This window comes from Bradyrhizobium sp. i1.15.2, assembly GCF_040548425.1.
In the GTDB taxonomy this organism is placed as follows: domain Bacteria; phylum Pseudomonadota; class Alphaproteobacteria; order Rhizobiales; family Xanthobacteraceae; genus Bradyrhizobium; species Bradyrhizobium canariense.
Genome location: NZ_JBEPRQ010000012.1, coordinates 17,886 through 34,690, shown reverse-complemented (window position 1 = coordinate 34,690; position 16,805 = coordinate 17,886). Strand labels below are relative to the sequence as shown.

Genomic DNA, 16,805 nt, shown 5'->3' with positions numbered 1-16,805 from the left:
GTCCGAGTGCAGCGACGAGACCGGTTCAATAGCGGCACCCGGGAACGGGGCAGTGATAGCGATCGCCGCAGGCGAGCCCCTTTCCCGAGTGCCCCCGGCGAGGAGCTCCGCATCCCTTGGCGCGAAGGATCGACGCCGCACGGCCGAGACGCAAAGCGGCTCGGTTCGAGAACCCGGTGCGGCGGCAGCCGCACGCGCGCAAGTGGAAGAACTCCGCTAAGGCTTGAGTGAGAGGATCTAGACTTCCTCGCGCGCATGCGTCTGCGCGTCATAGATCCTGATCTGAAGCATGGGAAAACGCTTCTTTAGTTCTTCGCCACCTGCCCTGGCGCCGTCTCTGGTTGCAAATTCGGCTTTGAGCAGGCCGTCCACTTCAAGCGCGTAACCAGAGGCCGGCAATTCACGGGTGGCAGCAACCATTTCATTCCCATTGTGCAGTGATGTGATTGAGAATGATGGGTAGCATGAGTCGCCCAAACCGCGCGAGATTCGATTGCCAAAGGCCGTGATTGGCTATCACATTTGTGGATTGATTAGATAGGGCTGGCCGCTTTCGCCCAAGGCCTGATGCCTTCCACGATGTCGTGATCGAGAAACGTCTTGTCACGTCTCTCCAGGGTCTTGTCCATCGCTCGCTTTAGTTCCGCTCGGTTGAGCCGCACATGTGCGAATTTAAGGGCAAAGAAGCCGTCACTGTTGGCTTGTCCTTGCAGATCATCGCGCATCCAGGTCCAGGCGCGCGCGGAGTTTGGGGCGGTCTACACCGATGATCCGGGCCGCCCACCTCGTTGCTTAGAGTGAGTCTCCCAGTGGGAGCCCCCCTCCGCGTCTTGTCTTGCGGAAGCCAAGTAGCCGTCCCTGTCATCTTCGAAGTGGACGCCTTCCCTGACGAGTTCCTTTGCCCAATGGTCGTGTAGTCGTCATGAGCATCGCCCTGATCATGAGCGCGCCCCGGAAATTCGATGTCGTACGGGATCGTGCCCGCGACCTCGATCAAAACAAGCGTCCGAATATATTTCTTCTTTCGCTCGGACCCATCGAAATGGCGAAAACCGCCCGGAGGGGCATCCTGCTCAAATTCCGTCTTGCCCACGGCGCCCTTGACGTCCGCCACGATCGATACCGAAATCGGAAGACGTTCAAGCAAGCAGCCCATAACCGCATGTCCCGCTTCGTGATAGGCCGTCTCTATCTTGTTTTCTTCCATTTCATGCGACACGGTCGCGTTTCTGCCAGTTGGCCTGCGAGACCATTGTAACCTGCGTCCATCCTTGAAAACAGCCGGCTCACGAGCCTGAGCGGCTGTGTTTTGCTGCGCGTCCAGATCCACCCGCCTCCGCTTCAGATCGTTTGTTGCGGCGTGGTGACTCAGGCCAAAATCTACGCGATCGCCTGCCGTGGCAGCGTGAGCACCGTGAGGATCTCCTCGTCCGGCAGAAGGAACGACTGCTCTTCTACCTCGTACCGATCGCATCCCTTGAAATCGAACCAGGCATCGGCCGGATTCTTTCGGGGGAAGTTTTGTTCGTCGGCGCCTCGGAGCAGCATGTCGGCGGCGAACGTCTGATCGTCCAGTGCCCTGACGGGCCGCCACCATTCCGCGATCATCGGTGACGTTTTGTACCAGACGCGATCCCGCCTGTTGTGGCAAACAATGACCATGGGGAAATGGTTCAACGCGATCATCTTCACGAGCGTGGCCGTGAGACTGACGTCGAACTCATCGGCCAACTCCCTGGACGCCGCCAAAGTGAGGCGCTTCATCTTCCGAAGTCGCGGAAGAACCATAAAATTAGGAAGAATCAGATCGGAGGCGAAGTCGTCGGCACGCCGCTCCGGACTGAGCGCGTCATGCCTGAAATTGCAGACGTCGTTCTTGCCGCAGAAGAGAACCTTTCCGCGATCGTAGTGCCAATGCCCAAGCTCGTGTCCAAGAGAGAAGCGGCGACGCTGTCGCATGCTGAGGCTATTGACTGAGATGACGGCGCGCTTCTTCGATCCCAAGATCGTGGCTTCGCAGTTGTCGATCGGCCTGTAATGGACCGCTGCGCCCTGCGTCCATGCGATGGCATCGAGGTCGATATCCTTGGGCTCCGCGATCCCGAGCCCGACAAGCAGGCGCTCTGCCGGGGTCATTCTTCCCATTCTTCCTTGTCCTCGTTTTCAAGCGCCTCGAGCTGCGCCAGATCCTTCAACAGGTTTTCCTCATCGCGCTCAGAAAGTTTGCCACCCTTGCGCGCGGCCATTATTGAATCAGCGACCTCACCGGATCGCATCCCATCGAAACGACGACGCGCTTTCGCAAGGTCGAAGCTCTTGACGTTCTCCTGCTCACGGTATGCCTTCGATTCATCCTGAGCCCGCTCGAAACGCATCCGAGCGGCACGCGCCTTCGCCTGCTCCAAAGCGCGGCCGGCGCGGGCCACCGCCTTCTCGAAATCGTCACCCGCTTCCTTGAAGTCTTCGCGCAGATCGGCTTCCGAGGCTTCCAGTATGCTGTCGTCGATGGCCCGGTCGAGCTTCGACAATTTCTCGCGGTCTGTCGGATCTCTGCTCATCGCCGCCATCCCTTCGGATACTCCCGACGGGCGATGCGCCGGATTTTCTTGATCACGTGGTCCAGGCGCGCCTGGTCGACGCCAAGAAAATCCCGCAGCGTCTCGCCCCTCATGTCATTGTCCCAGCCGAGTAGCACCATGCTCATCTCCTCGTCGGCGCCGTAGTGCACGTTCAGTGCCGCACAGACCTCCGATGCCCCCCGATCCTGTTCCGCCCGGATCGCCGCGTCCTCCGGGCTCGGTCCCGACGCTTTCAATTCGAACTTCGGCTTGCGCTCGCCGGTCGTCACGTCCTCTATCGGAACCTGCTGCTGCAGACGATCACGCCGGTGGCCGGCGATGTTCCGCATCGACTGGACCAGGAAGGCTATGAACCTGGTGATCCGCGGGCAGCGCTTCTCCTCGAAGAGCGCGGAACACATCGCCTCCTGCAATAGGTCGCCCTCGGCGAAGTCGGTCCCACCAAGGTAACGGCGTTCGACGGCGTCCAGACGAGCGAGGTCGAGCGGTGTCAGCCCGTCCAGCGCCGACGCCACCTTATCGTATGTGAGGTGCTCGGTCGCGGAGGCCGATACTTCGGGAGGCGGCATGCTGATGTCGTCCATAGCTTCACGCATCCTATGCCGGCCAAAAATCTCTTTCGGACAAAAAAACTCGAGTCCGAAACGCGCAGCTGGCCGGCATGCAGGTGTAGAGGCGACCGGTTTCGATGGGAACCGGGGGGCAACCATTCGAACCGGTGATGAAACAATGAATTACATAACAGAACGGGCGCAGCTGCGCCAATCGCAGCTGGCAGACCTCATCGAGGAGGCCTGCCAGCATCTCGAGCCGTCGTCCTATCAGCGCGAGGTCGCGCAGCAGCGCTATGAAGGCGTCGGCGACTGGCTCTCCCAGTACGACGACCGCTGCCGGCCGAAATCGCCATCCGGCTTCAGGGCTCCGTGGCGATCGGCACGACGGTCAAGCCGATTGGCATCGCCGAGTACGACGTCGATCTGGTGGCGCACGTGCCGGATATCGACACCGCCATCTCGCCCGCGATGCTTAAGGCGCGCATTGGGGACCGTCTTCGGGCGAACGGCCACTACGCCCCCCTGCTGCTGGAGATGCCCCGCTGCTGGCGGCTCAACTATGCCAACGAATTCCACCTGGACATCACCCCCAGCATCCCCAACCCCGTCTGTACGCTCGGTGGCGAACTCGTCCCCGACAAGACATTGAAGTCCTGGAAGGCATCCAATCCCATGGGGTGCCGCGCGAAGTTCGAGCGTCGCGCCAAGCTGCGTGCCCGCATCCGCTCCGCCTTCGGATGGACCCTCGCCAGCACCATCGCGAAGGACTCGGTAGAGCCCTATCCCGAGCAAATGAAGCTGAAGGGCCTCTTGCGCCGGACCGTGCAGATCGCAAAGCGCCATCGTGATCTCGAATTTATCGACGACACCGACGGCCTGGCGCCGCTGTCGATCATTGTCTGCGCTCCAACACGATCCCACCGAGCAAGTCGGCGTTGCCGCCCAGTTTGCGGTCTATGTCGCGGATGATGCGGCCGAGATAGGTCTTGAGTTTCTTCGAGGCCCGGTTGGCGCGCTTGAACTGTTTGGCGTGGGCGTAGCGCTGGTGCTTGGCCGATGTTGCAAGCTTCTGGGCAGTCAAAGCCCGAAAGCTTGCAATCTCAAAGCCAATCTGACCCGGAAAATCGATTCTTGATCAACCGCTTGGATGGTTCTTCACGAACGACTAACTAGACACCCAGCAAAGACGGGCCGCAGGGCGTCGCATCGCTCGTTGTGGGCTAGGCCTTCCTTGTGACTTGCGTGTTGCAATCGCCCTGAATGATTCTGCTGGTCGCGAGCACTTCGAAGGCACTTACATAACCCCGATCGTGCATTTCCGACTAACATCTCTCTTCATGTCTCCTCCTGCGGCTGCACTTTGGGAGCTCCAGGAGACTTTTCCTGCGAAATCGAATAAGACCCGCTGCAACAAACCTACTCGCCCCTGTAGGTGGCCAAGGTTTGGAGCAGCCGCGGCATATAATACTGTTTTGTATCTTCCGGCACGATTTCCGGATCGTCTAGCCATGTCATTGCCCGCTCGATCAGCTCGATTGCGCGTTGCTTGTCACCACTCTCGTAGTAATACTGAGCGACCACTCTATAAGAAGTAAGGGTGGGGCCGCCGCTGTCTTGCACTGAATTGAGGATATGTTCCGACACCTCCCTGCCGATCGCAAAGCGCTCGGCACGCGGAAGGTGGGCCTTATCGTTCTCCGGATCAAAGAGTTGCTTCATCACGGCAATCAGCCCACGCACAGCGTCTGACCGTTTCTCAATCGCATCTCGAACCAGTTGGCGCAAGACCTGGAACCCGGTCGCCGTGTCGCGCATTTGAAGCAACAGACCCGCCTGAATCTCGCGGAAGTGTCGATCGTCCGGCATCATGGCAATGCCCTCTTCGGCCGCTGAGAGCGCTGCCGGCCAATCCTTTGCTTCCATCGCCGATCGAATTGTCCGTTGGATTGAGGATACGCGCACTAGGCGTTGGTCTTCCGCAATCCGTTTCGCATCAGCGGCTTTAGCGTCATCGCTGCTGCGCCAAGTGCCGTTGATAATTTTCGGCAAGACGTGGTCGATGTCGATCGGATCACCGATAAAGGCAATGTGGCCGTCGCGGTCGACGACGAACGATCTCGGAATCGCAAGAGAAGAGCTGGCATCCATCCAAAGCTTGTTCATTGCGCCGGTACTGTCGAACCCGATTCGATAGTTCAGATTTGAGAACTTTTCGGTCAACCATGCGTCCAACTTGGCGCGAGCCTCATCCGCCGTTGGTGCTTTTTCATAAGCTGCGACTCCGACGACCTCAAGCCCCTCGTCTTTGTATTTTGCTTGCAGCTCTATCAGATGGGGCATCGCCTCCACACATGCGTCGCACCAAGTTGCCCAAAATTCGACGATGTACACTTTCCCTGGCTCGAAGTTCGTGAGGCGCTCGCCACGCAGCCAGTTCTCGACTTTGAGCGAAGGAGCCGCGGACTCGATGCATAGCGCCATGATTGTCTCCAAAGTGACCTGTTGCGCGACCTTGTCGCGTCACCCGAATAGCAATCACCTGCCACGCTGTCCACGCGCGCTAAGCTACATGACAAAGATTTGAAAAACATCACACGCCCAGTAGGTCCTTGTATGAAACCTGACATGCTTTGCGTCGGCGTCAGATTTCGGGCACGCATCGCGACCTTCGTGCCGTCAGAAGATCGTCTTGCGAATGCGCATTGCGAGCCGCGCTGCGCCAGTAGGAGGTACGCGAGTTCATGATCTCGTCAAAGGGCTCGACGTAACCTCCTCCCCGCGCAGAGGGGCTTGAGCAGTTCGATGCCACTGAGGGCGGAATGCGCCTGCTTGGCGCGATCGGCCAGCACCTCCTCACGCGCTGCGCTATGCCGAAGGCTCCGCGCCAGCTCCCGTCGCTCCCACCGTCCAGCAGAGCAAATCCACGGCAAGGACGAACTCAGAACTGGATAAACCCTGGGGGCAAGGTCACCCCCGACGTCGTAGTAGTTCAATCGTCGCGTCGAACTTCTCCCTTGAGGCTGTGGATTCGGTCGGAGACCTCGTTAGCGGCTCGATGCACACGCCCTCTTCGCAGAGAGGAACGCCCCCTTGATTTGCGTTTGCCATCTCGACTTCTTCTTTGAAAGTCACGTACGAGACGACCTGGCGGAGCAACTCGGTCGCGGCCGGAGTTAACTTGCGGTTCTGACCGAAAGCAGAGAGAGCCTGCCCACGGGCCACTTCCTCCCACAATTATTTTATCGCCGGCAGCTTGTCGTCATCGTCAGCGGCCTTACGCAGCTGAGCAACGGCCTTCTCGAGTTGAAGCACTCAATCATGTCCGGTCGGTCGAGGCCCCCCGTAGTGCCTTCGATCACCATCGTACTCTCCTTGTGAGGGCTCAAATCCCGCTTGCAAGTGAACATCGATTGGACCATCGCTGAAGTATGCAGCGCGACTTCTGCGAAAGCCGAAAGCGCTGCACGGCTCACGCAGTCCTTTAAAACAAGATAGCGATGGTCTCTCTAGCTAAGAGGTAACCGCCTTGGCATCCCTCAGCTTTTGTCGCGCATCGTCGGTGGCCTCCCGCACTGCGAGAAACACTCTGCCTCCGAAATCGAGTATCGACTTGGCCTGCTCGTGGTAGATCTCTGGATTGCCTTCCGTGACCTGCCGAACCCGTTCGGCACTGACGACAATCTTTACCTTGACGTCTGGAGCTGCGAACTCGGCCAAACGCACTTTCGCGGCCTGAAATTTGTCGACTAAGTCACTGACTTTCTCAGCCGAGTAGATGCGATCCCCTACTAAGCGGAGCATGGTTGCCCCTTTCCACTCGCTATCAAATGCTTTCCTAAGCCAAAGCAGTTCGGTCTCACCAACCTCCTGCACGCCACCTCCAGGCAAATTGACGATCACCATTTCGCTTCCTCCAACCACAACATCAAATCAGTCAGTGCTGACTGCAATACGCAACCGGTCATCCCACCTTCGCCGATCCATCGAAGATAAAGACTTCCGCCACCCCATTTGCCTTTGCCCGTCCCTCGAACGAGTTCCACGAGCCAAGAAAGACGCACCTCCATCTATATCTGATTAGTTGCATAATTGCATCAATGCTATTAAGGTTTTGGCGAGGCATTTGTAATTACTGAAAGTGCGGCGACCTCGGTTAGCTTCCCCACGTCGTCGACGATGCGTTCGTAATTCTTGTCGATGCTGGCCGTGCTGTTCAAACTTCAGATCGGGGCCGTCTGCGATGACAGCCGCCGCGGCTGGGCTTGTCACGGCTCTATTGCGCAGGACCGCGGTGCCAGCAGCCTGTCAGGAATGGAGTTCGCCATGTTCACCTGCAGGCAGCAGATCCAGATTGTAGTCGGCGGGGCCCATGCTCGCCAAGACAAGACCGAGTGCCTGCGACGAAGACATCGTGCCCTCGCACGGTCCTCCCCAGAAGGCAGCTCCTCCGAGGTAATGCGCGCAATGTTCTACAACGTCCGTCGCAATCGAAAGAGTGGCCGAGCTCACTCTGCTGAACTAATCGCGCGGCCCGGGTGACAAACCTCAAATTCACTTTCAGTATACGGCACTGTCGATCGTTGGTGTATTCGAGGTTGAGGAGAAGCAGCGATGATAAAAGGGGCAGCAATTGCTACCTTACTAGCTTCGGCTCTGATGTCGGGCATGCAAGCAGAGCCCGCCCTGGCGGGGGCCAGCGTCCAGGAGTACGGCGCGGCGTTAGTCCAATACTTCAATAGTCTGAACGCAGGCTACGAGCCTTTCATCACGGCCGAGGGACAGCAGGTCGGAGACGTGATCGACGTGAGGGACAGGTCAGTCCTGAAACGGCGATCAGTCTGCTTTCCCAGCCTGGTCCCACCGCAACCCGATAAATTCGATCTTCCCAGATACGTAGGAATCTCTGAGAGCGCCGCCTCCTTCTTCTTCGAGTTGAAGAAGCTCTTTGGCTTGGCGGCGAGCGGTAAGCTGGTCGACAACATCTCGTTGGTTTTCACAGACGCCACCATCGAGGACATCACGCTCGACGATTTGCAATCCAATTTGTCTAAGGAATGCGAATTCCTCAAACCACTGATCGCCGATGCACAACCGATCAAGCTCTACGGCCGGACCGCGACATTAATCCGGACTGTCATAAGGGCAAAAGCGACTACGGTCATGTCTTTCGGGACCGACCTGAGCGCGAACGCAAAGGTGGAAACGCTGAAAGGTTTACTGCCGGGCGGTGCTGCCAGCGTCCTTCCGGTGGATGCTTCGATCGAAGCCAAAATAGGCTTGAAAGGGCAGAAAGCCGTTACGCTGCAGACCGAAGGTTCGGCCGCGGTAGCGTTTCGTCCCACTCATATTCCCAAGCGGCTTCTTGGTGCGGAGCCGGCCGAAGGGCTGATTCCATTCGACCCGACCAACAAAGTCCAAATCCAAATCCAGGAAAAGGCAGCAGATGCGTGGGCCAGAAGTCTGCAGTGACGAAAGTGGAACGAAAATCGAGTTGGGCCGGTGCCTGCTGCAGGCGACGCTATTTGTGGCTCTCGCCACCGCCTTTCCGATCCAGGTCCGGGCCCAAGCAGCGCCGTCAACGGCTTGTCCGCGAATAGCACCAATTGGCTCCCCGTCACCGTCCGCTATAGGGCTGGCCAGCCGCGTAGCCTCCGTCAAGGAGTCCAGGTCGGCTGACACGACGCTCATGAACGACATCGTGAAACTTCGGAACGATCTGTCGACGAAATCGAATTCCGGTGACGCGAACACGGCCGCTCAGACGGCCAAAGATCTTACGTCTCTCGACGAATCTCTCTCGCAGCTTCGCGATCCCGCTTGGAAGGCTTTCGTAGCGAGCCAGAGGGTACACATTCGACTTGCTTTGTCGAAGCTCTATTTCAATTTCGGCTGTAGGCAGGAGGCAACCGCTCTCCTGGAAGATTCTATTGCTCTCACTTCCGAAAACACTGTCTTACGAGCCGAATTGCTCACCAACCTGGGCGTCTTCTACACCGAATTGGATCGGCTTCCGGATGCAGCCTCAAGATTAGGGCAAGCCCTTCGCAGTGTACCGACCTCCGTGGACTACGAGACCGCTAAAACGAGGTTGGGAATCTTGGGCGCGTCCTCCAGACTTGCTCGTAAGCGCGGCAATCGACAAGACGCGCTCGAATTTCAACGGCTTGCGACTGTTGAAATGGAAGACTCCACGGTCAAAGCATTTTTCATCGCCAGGAACGCGCTAAGCGAATACGAGCAAATCCTGGCGGTCCTCCTGACCAACCGAGCAATCCTTTTGAACTATGAACAGAGACCCGAAGATGCCGCGCCGCTCTTCGATAAAGCTTACCGCCTTCTGGCGGGTCAGCCCGACGCGGTAACGCTCGGGCTGCCCGATTTGTTGATTGCTTGGTCGGACAATCGTCGCGACATGCACGATCCGGCGGGAGCGAAGCAACATTTGGACGATGCTATATCATTAATCAAATCAAAGGGAGGACGCCCGGAACTGCTGGCGCGCGCCTTTCAGAAACGGGCTGAGATCGCTATCGCTGGCGGAGATTTGAACAACGCCATCGAGTCGATCGACGAAATTGAACGTCTGCCCGGCCTGCAATCGACGCCCCTCGAACGAGCTGGCTTTGCCGAGACGAAAGGGGCCTTGCTCAGCAAGGTCGGCCGACCGAAAGACGCCGTAGGCCCCTATGAGCATGCACTGGCGGAGACCCGCAAAGGAGCTCCCGAAGGAACACTGGATGTGGCACTGGCGCATATCAATCTTTCGTACGCTAAGAGGACAATTGATGACCTCGATGGAGCATTGGAGGAAGCGAGAGCTGCGGATCTGGCATTGACCTCTTGGTTGAACGAGGAAGCCGCGGGCTGTCGCGCCGGCATGGCCGTGAACAAGGAAATCGTTGCAAAAATTCGAGAAAGTCGGGGGCTCTTCGCGATACAGAAGCGCAAACAACTTCGAGAGAACGAGCCTGCAGACCGACAGCAGCTTAACAAGATTGATCGGGATGTTTTCGATCTCGTCCAAGAGCGGGAGCTTGACAGGGTCGGTGTGGCCGCCGAACGCGGCGTTTTGAGGCGAGCGGGTTCTGGAGCCCTCTCGCGCTACCAGCAATCGTTAAACGAGCTTTGCGCAGCGCGATCTGCGTTTGACGAGGCGGTCAAGTCCAACCGACCTGACTTGGCCGCTGTGGCCACCCGACTGCAGCGTGCACGTGAGGTCATGGCGGCTGATGAGAAGTCGCTACGTCCGGATGTCCGATTAAAATTTGCAACTGGCACTCTTCGCCTTGGCTTGGAGGACCTGCCGAACGTCCTGCGCGATCGGGAGGCTATCATCGCGTTCAGAGTGGGCTCCGAATTTTCGCTCTTTTTCATAGCCGCTCGTCATGGGGTTAACACGGTGACCGTCTCCGCCCTGACGAGTACCGCACGCCAGGACGCTGTGGAGCATGCCGTCACCTCGGTGATCGCTGCCAGGGATCGGGGCGACTTTTCCGGTGCGATCGAGCGGCTGGGCGGCATATTACGCTTGGGAGAGCTGAAGCCGGTGTTCGAAGGCCTCGACCATGTTTTCGTCGTGGCAGATGGGGGCTTGCAACGACTGCCTGCCCACCTCCTTCCCATAGGCAGCATCACCTTAGGAGATCTGGCCCCGACCTCGGCACTTTCGTCCGTTTCCATGCTTGCTGCTCTTCGCGATCCTTCAGACAAGGGAGCGATGTTGCGTTCTTTCGCCGGGTTCGGCGCTCCGCTGTTGGACAATACGGGATGCCCAAAGAATACGAACGATCCACGTCAACTGGTACAGTGTCTCGGTGTGGCCTTCGGGGCGACGGATCTGCTGCAGGCTGCGGCAGACATGTTTGGTGGTTCTGCTCCTGTAACCGGAATGAGTGCCACCACAGAAGCCCTTCGCAAAGCTGATTTCAGCAAAACGGGTATTCTGGTTCTTGCGACCCATGGCCTTGTCGGTGGAGACAAGATTTCGCAACTTCCGGCCGTTGTGCTTACTCCGGATCCCGCAAATCCAGCAGACGCTGGCGTCTTCACGACTACGGACATTGCAAACATGAACTTGGATAGCGTGTGGCTAGCGGTAATTGCGGGATGCGACACCGCGAAAGCGGCGCCGGACGCTTTGGAGGAGGGCCTCTCCGGCCTCGGGCTTGCCTTCGCGACCGCCGGTGCCAAGGCATTAATTCTTTCGTATTGGAAAGCGGAGCCTAGCGCTACCGAGAGGCTATTGGAACGCACGCTCCACTTGATAAACGATGGTGCGGCTCAGGGTAAGAAGATGTCGCTGTCGGCGGCGCTGGCGGTCGCTATGGAGGAACTGCGCCGGAACAAGTACACCCCGGAGCAATGGGCTCCCTTCGTGGTGATTGGAGATGGATCGATCGTCCTTCAATGAATCACGGCTAAAGGGTCCAATCGCCTGGCGATGAGCTTGGTCGAAATCCACAGATTGGAACATGAATCCCTAATCCTAGGCAGCAGTGCGCCGGCCCGCGGCGAAGCAACCTGTCGCTGAGCAGATTCAGATGCGACTTAGCCGGTCTGATGATCAGGCGGACAAGAGCGTTAGCCCCGCAACGGTGATGGCTACGTGGAATTCGCGTAGGAGGGCACCGGGTGTTGCGCCTGAAACTCTCCGCGCGCTTTCCATGGCGGGGGTGGCCGCGTCAACCCTGGTCAGAATGCGACTTCTTTGAAGGAGCGTAGTAGCCCAGCAGCGTATCTCGGGCCGCATTTATCTTGGCGGCCATTTTTTCGTCTCCTGTCTTCATATCGGGATGATAGATCTGTATCATGTAAGCGTGCCGTGTTCTCATTTCGGTTTCTGTCGCCCACACCGGAAGTTGCAACGTGCCAAAGGCGGCTACAACATCCTCATCGATATTTAGTTTTCTGGCGGCCGTGCGACTGAAGCCATCTACGGCATGGGTCGCCATCAACCTAAGACGTTCCTCGTCTTCCGGATCGACTGGAAATTCTACCTCACTCCAAAGCTTCTGCCACGTGCGCTTGAGCCAAGCCGGCGTTGCTGCCTTGTCCTGCATGCCTTTGATGCCGCGCACGACATTCTTCGCCTCTTTTCTCACCTTGGCTCGCCTCTTTACAGAAAGCGGTCAAGTCGATCGCCTTCAAGCCCGGGCCTCGGCTGAGTGCGAACTGCCGCCCGAAGCGCTTCCAACCGCGTGATGACCTTCTGGTGCTCGGAAATTACCAAGCCCAATTCCGTCATCGCCTTGTCGAACGAGCGGATTACTTCCTCGAGTTCCTCTTCCGCCCTTGCTGCATTGTCGGAGTCCCAAATAGCGTCTTGAATATAGTCTTTGTAACTCGTACCCATCCGTTCAAAAGCTCTTTGATTTTGAAGTAAGTGACCTTTCGATCCAGCGCTACGAGATCGATTGTGTGAGGAGACCGGATTGCAGGCAGGTTACTGCCCGACTGCAGAACCAGCGTAGACAGGTCACGGGTTACGACCTCAGTCATGGCGCGCTTCCGAGGAACCTGGCTGTAAGACCTGAATAGGTAATTCGCTTACTCCGGCCAAACTTCGCAGTTTATCCGTATCGGCGAGGCTCGCCGGAATCGAGGCAACGACCGCACCTTCGCGGAATCGGTCCAGGACCCATCTCAACGCGGCCTCCGCCTTCGCCGAGTCCGGATCTGTCATGGCAAGGTTCGACCGGCTACCGCTCAGCCCCCACCATCGGCTCGCAATACCAATGAGCAACTCTGTCTTTGCGGCGGGAGACGTCTCGAATTGTTGAATTGCCTCAATCACCACTCGTTCTAGGGCCAGGAGACGACTTTGCTTGAGCAAGATCAGCCCGACCCAGATCAGAGATGCTGTGGCAATCGCAGCAACACCGGTTTTGACTACAACGTCCCACGGGATTCCCTGTGAGAGCGCAATGGACCCAGGCCCGAGGACCACGTCTTCAATAACACGCCAGAGAATGACGAGAGCAGCGACAAAGCTGAGGAACGCCATCACCAGGTGCATTCCCTCGACTGCCGAGAACGTCGAGGATTTGCCCTTCCGCGGCTCTCGCGTTTGCGCCGAGGGCATCTCTGCGGCAGGAATCGCGTTCGCCATGGATCCACTACCGGTTCACCAACGCACCTCGTGGAGGACAGTTACTCACGCTCATAGACCCCAGGCATCAAGCTCTTGCCCCGAAGGCACCCCGCTTTAGGGGGCTGTCCCGGCCGGAAGTGCGACTGGGTTTTTCTCCCAAGATCCATAAAGTGGATTCGGCAGCAGGAAATACTCCTTGCCCATCATCGACACGAGCGACGTAGTGCGCGCTTCACTTTGGGTTGCGCAAGGAAAGTCGAGCACGTTGTCCCCGACCGAGAAAGCAATTGAATGGGGGTGATCCCAAGACGTTTTTGCTGTGCTGTCCGCGGCCCAGCAGCTTTCAGCAATCCCATTCGTCAGCAGCTCGCGGCGGCGATCCTTGTCATTCTTGTAACCGGCGCCTCCACATGCGGACGTAGACACAGCCGTTCTGTCAGCGGATGTCCGAGGGAGAATGCACAGCTTGCGCCGGTCGGCGGTGAGAGCGCCGGTTCCGCCAATCTGGCGCTCAAGATTGCTGAGGTTTGTTCGAACGCTTTGCTCGACCTCGGCTTCACGATCGAGCTCTCGATTGGTGATGACGACGATCTTACCGTTGTTCGCGAGAACGTGGCGAATGAATTCCAATGCTCCGGGTACCGCACCCGCAGCGCTCCGTCGAATCCATTCACGCCAGCGCTCATCGACATATCCAAGTCCCAGATATTCGTTCTCTAGCTGGCCAAATGAATTGTCGAAGATGGTTTCGTCGGCATCCATGACGATTGCCCAGTTGCCGGCGGGCGACCTCGTCTGGATTTCATCAAACCGCTCGGTGGCCCGCGCGTACACAAAGCGCGTCAGCAATGCCAATTCTGCGGACCGCCGGTACCATTTTAAACCTGTGGTCATCTCGCCCTTTACAGGATGGACCTGTGGCGCATCGGGAATCGCCAGCTCAACAAGGACCGGGCAGTGATCGGAAGGGGCCTCGTTTGCCCCTTCCCGGTAGCGAAACTCGCGGAAGCTATCAGCGACAAACAAGGGGGCGCTGCGTCCGTTGAGCACGATGAAATCGATGAACAGATCGTCCCGGCCCCGACACCGCGCCGGAGTGCCTCGAGCTGCCGTGCGCACCAAGTCCCGCGCTCCTCCGCCGGGTTCGTCTAGCACCGACCAAAGCCCTGGCTCGTTCTGCAAACGGCGATTGAAATCGCCCATGATTGCGAAAGGAATGCCCTCGTCCGCGCGTTTGTTGATCCATTGCAACTTGAGGACCCGCGCCTGCTCAAAGAGAACCCTGCAGTCTTCCCTTGCCGAGGCTTCCGGCTCCGAATGACAGCCGGACTTGAGATGGACGGAAAGCAGCCGAAGCGGCACACCCGTATCGAGTGAGATATCCACGCCATAGCGGTGTCGGCCAGTGGCGCCGATATCAAGCTCGGTAACATCCGGATTGCGGAGATAGGCCACCGATTTGCGGATCGCAAAGCCGGTCAGCTGTTTGGTAATGAACTGACCGGCAAGACCGGCACATTCGCGCTTTTCGCCTTCCGGCGGCACGGAGGATATTTCGATGAACCAGGCCTTTGGATCGAATACCCGCGCCAACGCTGCACCGCTCTCGACTTCCTGTACGGCGACGATATCTGCCTTGAGCTGCTCCGCGTAGCTCCTGAGCAAGCGATAGTCCGCCTCAGTGCGAGGACGACACCCCGCTCCGTCCTTCTCCGCCAGATGCTCGAGGTTCCAGGTTGCCATCGTAAGTGCGCTGGCTTTGCCGACCACCGTGGCGGAGAGCATCACACAAATAAGCAGCGTCAATTCGACGCGAGCACGCATGACTACCCTCCAGCGAGCTTGGCGAGATCGATCATCATTGACGCGACAATTCCTGTCGACGCTCCGCACTCAGAGGCTGTGTGCGGGCTCGTTCGATAAAGGCCGAGGCGGCGGTGTTGCCGTGCTTCTCGAATCGGATTTGAAGTGGCTTTTCGTTTCGCAGTATGCCGAGCACGCCATCCAGCATTCCGATAGGAAATCCATTACGATATACTTCTTGTCGGCACTCAAATACGGCTCGCGAGGTGGCCTGCCGGTGACATACAGGTATCCTGCAATATCGTTGCCCTGCAGAAGCTCGATCCAGCCAAAGACTTCGTTGTTTGAGCCGTTCGTCAACGTCAGTTCATGACGATCAAACGTGTTTGTCTTCACGTCGTCTGCAAGCACAGACGAAACGAGAGCGGCCAAGCACAAGAGTAATGCAATCGCCAGTCTTCGCGGCATTGTCTTCCCCGCCTTTTCCGATAGACCGTCATTCTAGATTGAGTTGCATGTCAGTATCGCTACAAGAACGGTATGGGTTGTTACGGCTCCGGTATGTCGACGACAACGGGCTTGCCTTCCTTCGCGCCGTCGAACAGCACGAGCAATCTTATTCCCGACGCCCCCTGGTCGAGAGGTAGGATGGCCTCGGGCTTGTACTCAACATCGCTGATGATGGACGAAATCTCCTTGAGCTGGCGCACAATGGAACTTCCACCAATACACCGCATATGAGCCGGGTCCATCGGCGGAGGGTCCGGAGAGGATAAGTATCCCGTTTTGATAGACCGCAAGATCGCGCACGCCTTGTCCATCGCCCAGCCGTAGCGTAGCTGATAGAGCTTGGCATCAAGATCACCGTTGCTGAACAGCGCGGCCAGCGAGACAGAGAGTATCGCGGCGCATCCATCATCCAACGTCGGCCCGCGGAATCCGGCTAGCAGCCGGCCTTCGCGTATTGCTATGCCTTCGATGGTGACGCCGTTATTCTCGAGCCGCCTATCGAGATACCGGCGGAGTATCGGCTCCGCCGAGATGGCCTCGCGCAATCTCGCAGTCGGCGTAGCCGCGTCGACTGCACCGTCGCGGCCAACACGAAAGCGGATGATCCGGCTGCTCGCAGCGATCTTTGCATTGATTTCGGCATCGTCGCGGCCGGCTTTTAGCTTCCTCTTCCGATCGCGAGGATGTCCGTGTGAGCCGGTCACATAAGAGAGGCCGTCTGCAAAGGCGACCCCTTCGCCGTCGAACTCAATCGGTTTGTCTGCAAACCTATCGGTGATCAGTGGGATCGATTCACCGGCCCTCAGCTCATCCTCAATCGTGACGAACTGGGCTTCCTGCCGCTCATCGTCGATGACAACGCAAGTGCGAGGAAAGACTTGACCGATCCGGCAGGCGATGCCGCTAACATTCTCGGATTTGTCGCCGTCCTTGCCGACCAATTTGCCTTTGACTGGCCATGAGTCATCATCTTGGGCCCGAGCGGCGGGGACAATGGCGGGCGAGATAAGCACGGCGAGCAAAGAAACAGTGAAAAAAACTATAGCAAGGTAACCACGCATGGAGGCTTCTCCTCGGTGGCGATGTCGATGCTTCCAGACTGTCCTCGAACTCACCAATCACGCATTGAGCCTTTAGCCGGTTCCTGCGCGCGAGGTGACGCGACAATCCAGAGGCGAAGGGAAGAGAGCACTGGTTCTCAGCCCCAAAATATTATCGATCCAAATACGTCTTGATCTTGGTAGTACCTGATCTATGCTACAACCTCTT

Annotated in this window: 16 protein-coding genes; 4 read left to right on the top strand and 12 right to left on the bottom strand. The window is 57.8% G+C overall.

The genetic code is table 11. The annotated features are described in order from the left end of the window. Nucleotides 1–237: 237 nt before the first annotated feature. Both ABIB80_RS21705 and ABIB80_RS21700 read right to left on the bottom strand, forming a co-directional pair. Nucleotides 238–420 carry a hypothetical protein gene (locus tag ABIB80_RS21705; RefSeq protein WP_354128270.1) on the bottom strand — a complete coding sequence of 61 codons (183 nt, stop codon included), beginning with the start codon at nucleotides 418–420 and terminating at the stop codon, nucleotides 238–240. A gap of 113 nt (nucleotides 421–533) precedes the next feature. Next, nucleotides 534–725 carry a hypothetical protein gene (locus tag ABIB80_RS21700; protein WP_354128269.1) on the bottom strand — a complete coding sequence of 64 codons (192 nt, stop codon included), beginning with the start codon at nucleotides 723–725 and terminating at the stop codon, nucleotides 534–536. A 197-nt stretch (nucleotides 726–922) separates the two neighbouring features. Here ABIB80_RS21700 and ABIB80_RS21695 point away from each other — a divergent pair, with 197 nt between their 5' ends. Then, nucleotides 923–1,258, top strand: coding sequence for a hypothetical protein (locus ABIB80_RS21695; RefSeq protein WP_354128268.1), 336 nt, complete (start codon nucleotides 923–925; stop codon nucleotides 1,256–1,258). A gap of 122 nt (nucleotides 1,259–1,380) precedes the next feature. On the opposite strand, the gene ABIB80_RS21690 is transcribed toward ABIB80_RS21695, so the two are convergent. Genes ABIB80_RS21690 through ABIB80_RS21680 form a run of 3 tightly spaced genes read right to left on the bottom strand, consistent with a single transcriptional unit; the run spans nucleotide 1,381 to nucleotide 3,163 of the window. Then, nucleotides 1,381–2,136, bottom strand: a complete 756-nt coding sequence (locus ABIB80_RS21690; protein WP_354128267.1) for an ImmA/IrrE family metallo-endopeptidase — start codon at nucleotides 2,134–2,136, stop codon at nucleotides 1,381–1,383. Then, the gene (locus ABIB80_RS21685; protein WP_275200381.1) at nucleotides 2,133–2,558 is read right to left on the bottom strand and encodes a hypothetical protein; all 426 of its coding nucleotides are present in this window, start codon (nucleotides 2,556–2,558) and stop codon (nucleotides 2,133–2,135) included. The genes ABIB80_RS21690 and ABIB80_RS21685 overlap by 4 nt, the downstream gene beginning before the upstream one ends. Continuing rightward, complete coding sequence (locus ABIB80_RS21680) at nucleotides 2,555–3,163, bottom strand: hypothetical protein (protein WP_354128266.1); 609 nt, start codon at nucleotides 3,161–3,163, stop codon at nucleotides 2,555–2,557. Before ABIB80_RS21680 ends, ABIB80_RS21685 begins: the two co-directional genes overlap by 4 nt. A gap of 279 nt (nucleotides 3,164–3,442) precedes the next feature. On the opposite strand from ABIB80_RS21680, the gene ABIB80_RS21675 reads away from it, so the two are divergent. Continuing rightward, nucleotides 3,443–4,102: a nucleotidyltransferase domain-containing protein gene (locus ABIB80_RS21675; protein ID WP_502918743.1), complete on the top strand. Its 660-nt coding sequence runs from the start codon at nucleotides 3,443–3,445 to the stop codon at nucleotides 4,100–4,102. A 447-nt stretch (nucleotides 4,103–4,549) separates the two neighbouring features. Here the strand turns inward: ABIB80_RS21675 and ABIB80_RS21670 are convergent, their stop codons facing one another. Together ABIB80_RS21670 and ABIB80_RS21665 are read right to left on the bottom strand one after the other, a co-directional pair. Continuing rightward, nucleotides 4,550–5,614: a redoxin family protein gene (locus ABIB80_RS21670; RefSeq protein WP_354128264.1), complete on the bottom strand. Its 1,065-nt coding sequence runs from the start codon at nucleotides 5,612–5,614 to the stop codon at nucleotides 4,550–4,552. 1,029 nt (nucleotides 5,615–6,643) lie between these two features. Then, complete coding sequence (locus ABIB80_RS21665) at nucleotides 6,644–7,036, bottom strand: hypothetical protein (RefSeq protein ID WP_354128263.1); 393 nt, start codon at nucleotides 7,034–7,036, stop codon at nucleotides 6,644–6,646. 708 nt (nucleotides 7,037–7,744) lie between these two features. Here ABIB80_RS21665 and ABIB80_RS21660 point away from each other — a divergent pair. Further along, nucleotides 7,745–8,602 carry a hypothetical protein gene (locus ABIB80_RS21660; protein ID WP_354128262.1) on the top strand — a complete coding sequence of 286 codons (858 nt, stop codon included), beginning with the start codon at nucleotides 7,745–7,747 and terminating at the stop codon, nucleotides 8,600–8,602. A 217-nt stretch (nucleotides 8,603–8,819) separates the two neighbouring features. Continuing rightward, entirely contained in the window at nucleotides 8,820–11,543 is a 2,724-nt protein-coding gene (locus ABIB80_RS21655; protein WP_354128261.1) for a CHAT domain-containing protein, read from the top strand. 271 nt (nucleotides 11,544–11,814) lie between these two features. Here the strand turns inward: ABIB80_RS21655 and ABIB80_RS21650 are convergent, their stop codons facing one another. From ABIB80_RS21650 to ABIB80_RS21625, 5 genes are all read right to left on the bottom strand, one after another. Continuing rightward, nucleotides 11,815–12,234: a hypothetical protein gene (locus ABIB80_RS21650; protein ID WP_354128260.1), complete on the bottom strand. Its 420-nt coding sequence runs from the start codon at nucleotides 12,232–12,234 to the stop codon at nucleotides 11,815–11,817. A 14-nt stretch (nucleotides 12,235–12,248) separates the two neighbouring features. Next, a complete protein-coding gene (locus tag ABIB80_RS21645; RefSeq protein ID WP_354128259.1) occupies nucleotides 12,249–12,485 on the bottom strand; it encodes a hypothetical protein in 237 nt (78 codons plus the stop codon). A 138-nt stretch (nucleotides 12,486–12,623) separates the two neighbouring features. Next, nucleotides 12,624–13,241: a hypothetical protein gene (locus ABIB80_RS21640; RefSeq protein WP_354128258.1), complete on the bottom strand. Its 618-nt coding sequence runs from the start codon at nucleotides 13,239–13,241 to the stop codon at nucleotides 12,624–12,626. Nucleotides 13,242–13,337: 96 nt separating this feature from the next. Next, nucleotides 13,338–15,047 carry an HAD family acid phosphatase gene (locus ABIB80_RS21635; RefSeq protein ID WP_354128257.1) on the bottom strand — a complete coding sequence of 570 codons (1,710 nt, stop codon included), beginning with the start codon at nucleotides 15,045–15,047 and terminating at the stop codon, nucleotides 13,338–13,340. A gap of 527 nt (nucleotides 15,048–15,574) precedes the next feature. Continuing rightward, nucleotides 15,575–16,597: a DUF3616 domain-containing protein gene (locus ABIB80_RS21625; protein ID WP_502918735.1), complete on the bottom strand. Its 1,023-nt coding sequence runs from the start codon at nucleotides 16,595–16,597 to the stop codon at nucleotides 15,575–15,577. Nucleotides 16,598–16,805: the final 208 nt, after the last annotated feature.

Bases quoted from the DNA above. Each gene is read 5' to 3' on its own strand.
- ABIB80_RS21700 (WP_354128269.1), bottom strand. From the start codon at position 725: ATGCGCGATGATCTGCAAGGACAAGCCAACAGTGACGGCTTCTTTGCC.
- ABIB80_RS21695 (WP_354128268.1), top strand. From the start codon at position 923: ATGAGCATCGCCCTGATCATGAGCGCGCCCCGGAAATTCGATGTCGTA.
- ABIB80_RS21640 (WP_354128258.1), bottom strand. From the start codon at position 13,241: ATGGCGAACGCGATTCCTGCCGCAGAGATGCCCTCGGCGCAAACGCGA.
- ABIB80_RS21625 (WP_502918735.1), bottom strand. From the start codon at position 16,597: ATGCGTGGTTACCTTGCTATAGTTTTTTTCACTGTTTCTTTGCTCGCC.
- ABIB80_RS21680 (WP_354128266.1), bottom strand. From the start codon at position 3,163: ATGGACGACATCAGCATGCCGCCTCCCGAAGTATCGGCCTCCGCGACC.
- ABIB80_RS21655 (WP_354128261.1), top strand. From the start codon at position 8,820: ATGAACGACATCGTGAAACTTCGGAACGATCTGTCGACGAAATCGAAT.
- ABIB80_RS21635 (WP_354128257.1), bottom strand. From the start codon at position 15,047: ATGCGTGCTCGCGTCGAATTGACGCTGCTTATTTGTGTGATGCTCTCC.
- ABIB80_RS21685 (WP_275200381.1), bottom strand. From the start codon at position 2,558: ATGAGCAGAGATCCGACAGACCGCGAGAAATTGTCGAAGCTCGACCGG.
- ABIB80_RS21690 (WP_354128267.1), bottom strand. From the start codon at position 2,136: ATGACCCCGGCAGAGCGCCTGCTTGTCGGGCTCGGGATCGCGGAGCCC.
- ABIB80_RS21670 (WP_354128264.1), bottom strand. From the start codon at position 5,614: ATGGCGCTATGCATCGAGTCCGCGGCTCCTTCGCTCAAAGTCGAGAAC.
- ABIB80_RS21705 (WP_354128270.1), bottom strand. From the start codon at position 420: ATGGTTGCTGCCACCCGTGAATTGCCGGCCTCTGGTTACGCGCTTGAA.
- ABIB80_RS21665 (WP_354128263.1), bottom strand. From the start codon at position 7,036: ATGGTGATCGTCAATTTGCCTGGAGGTGGCGTGCAGGAGGTTGGTGAG.
- ABIB80_RS21660 (WP_354128262.1), top strand. From the start codon at position 7,745: ATGATAAAAGGGGCAGCAATTGCTACCTTACTAGCTTCGGCTCTGATG.
- ABIB80_RS21645 (WP_354128259.1), bottom strand. From the start codon at position 12,485: ATGGGTACGAGTTACAAAGACTATATTCAAGACGCTATTTGGGACTCC.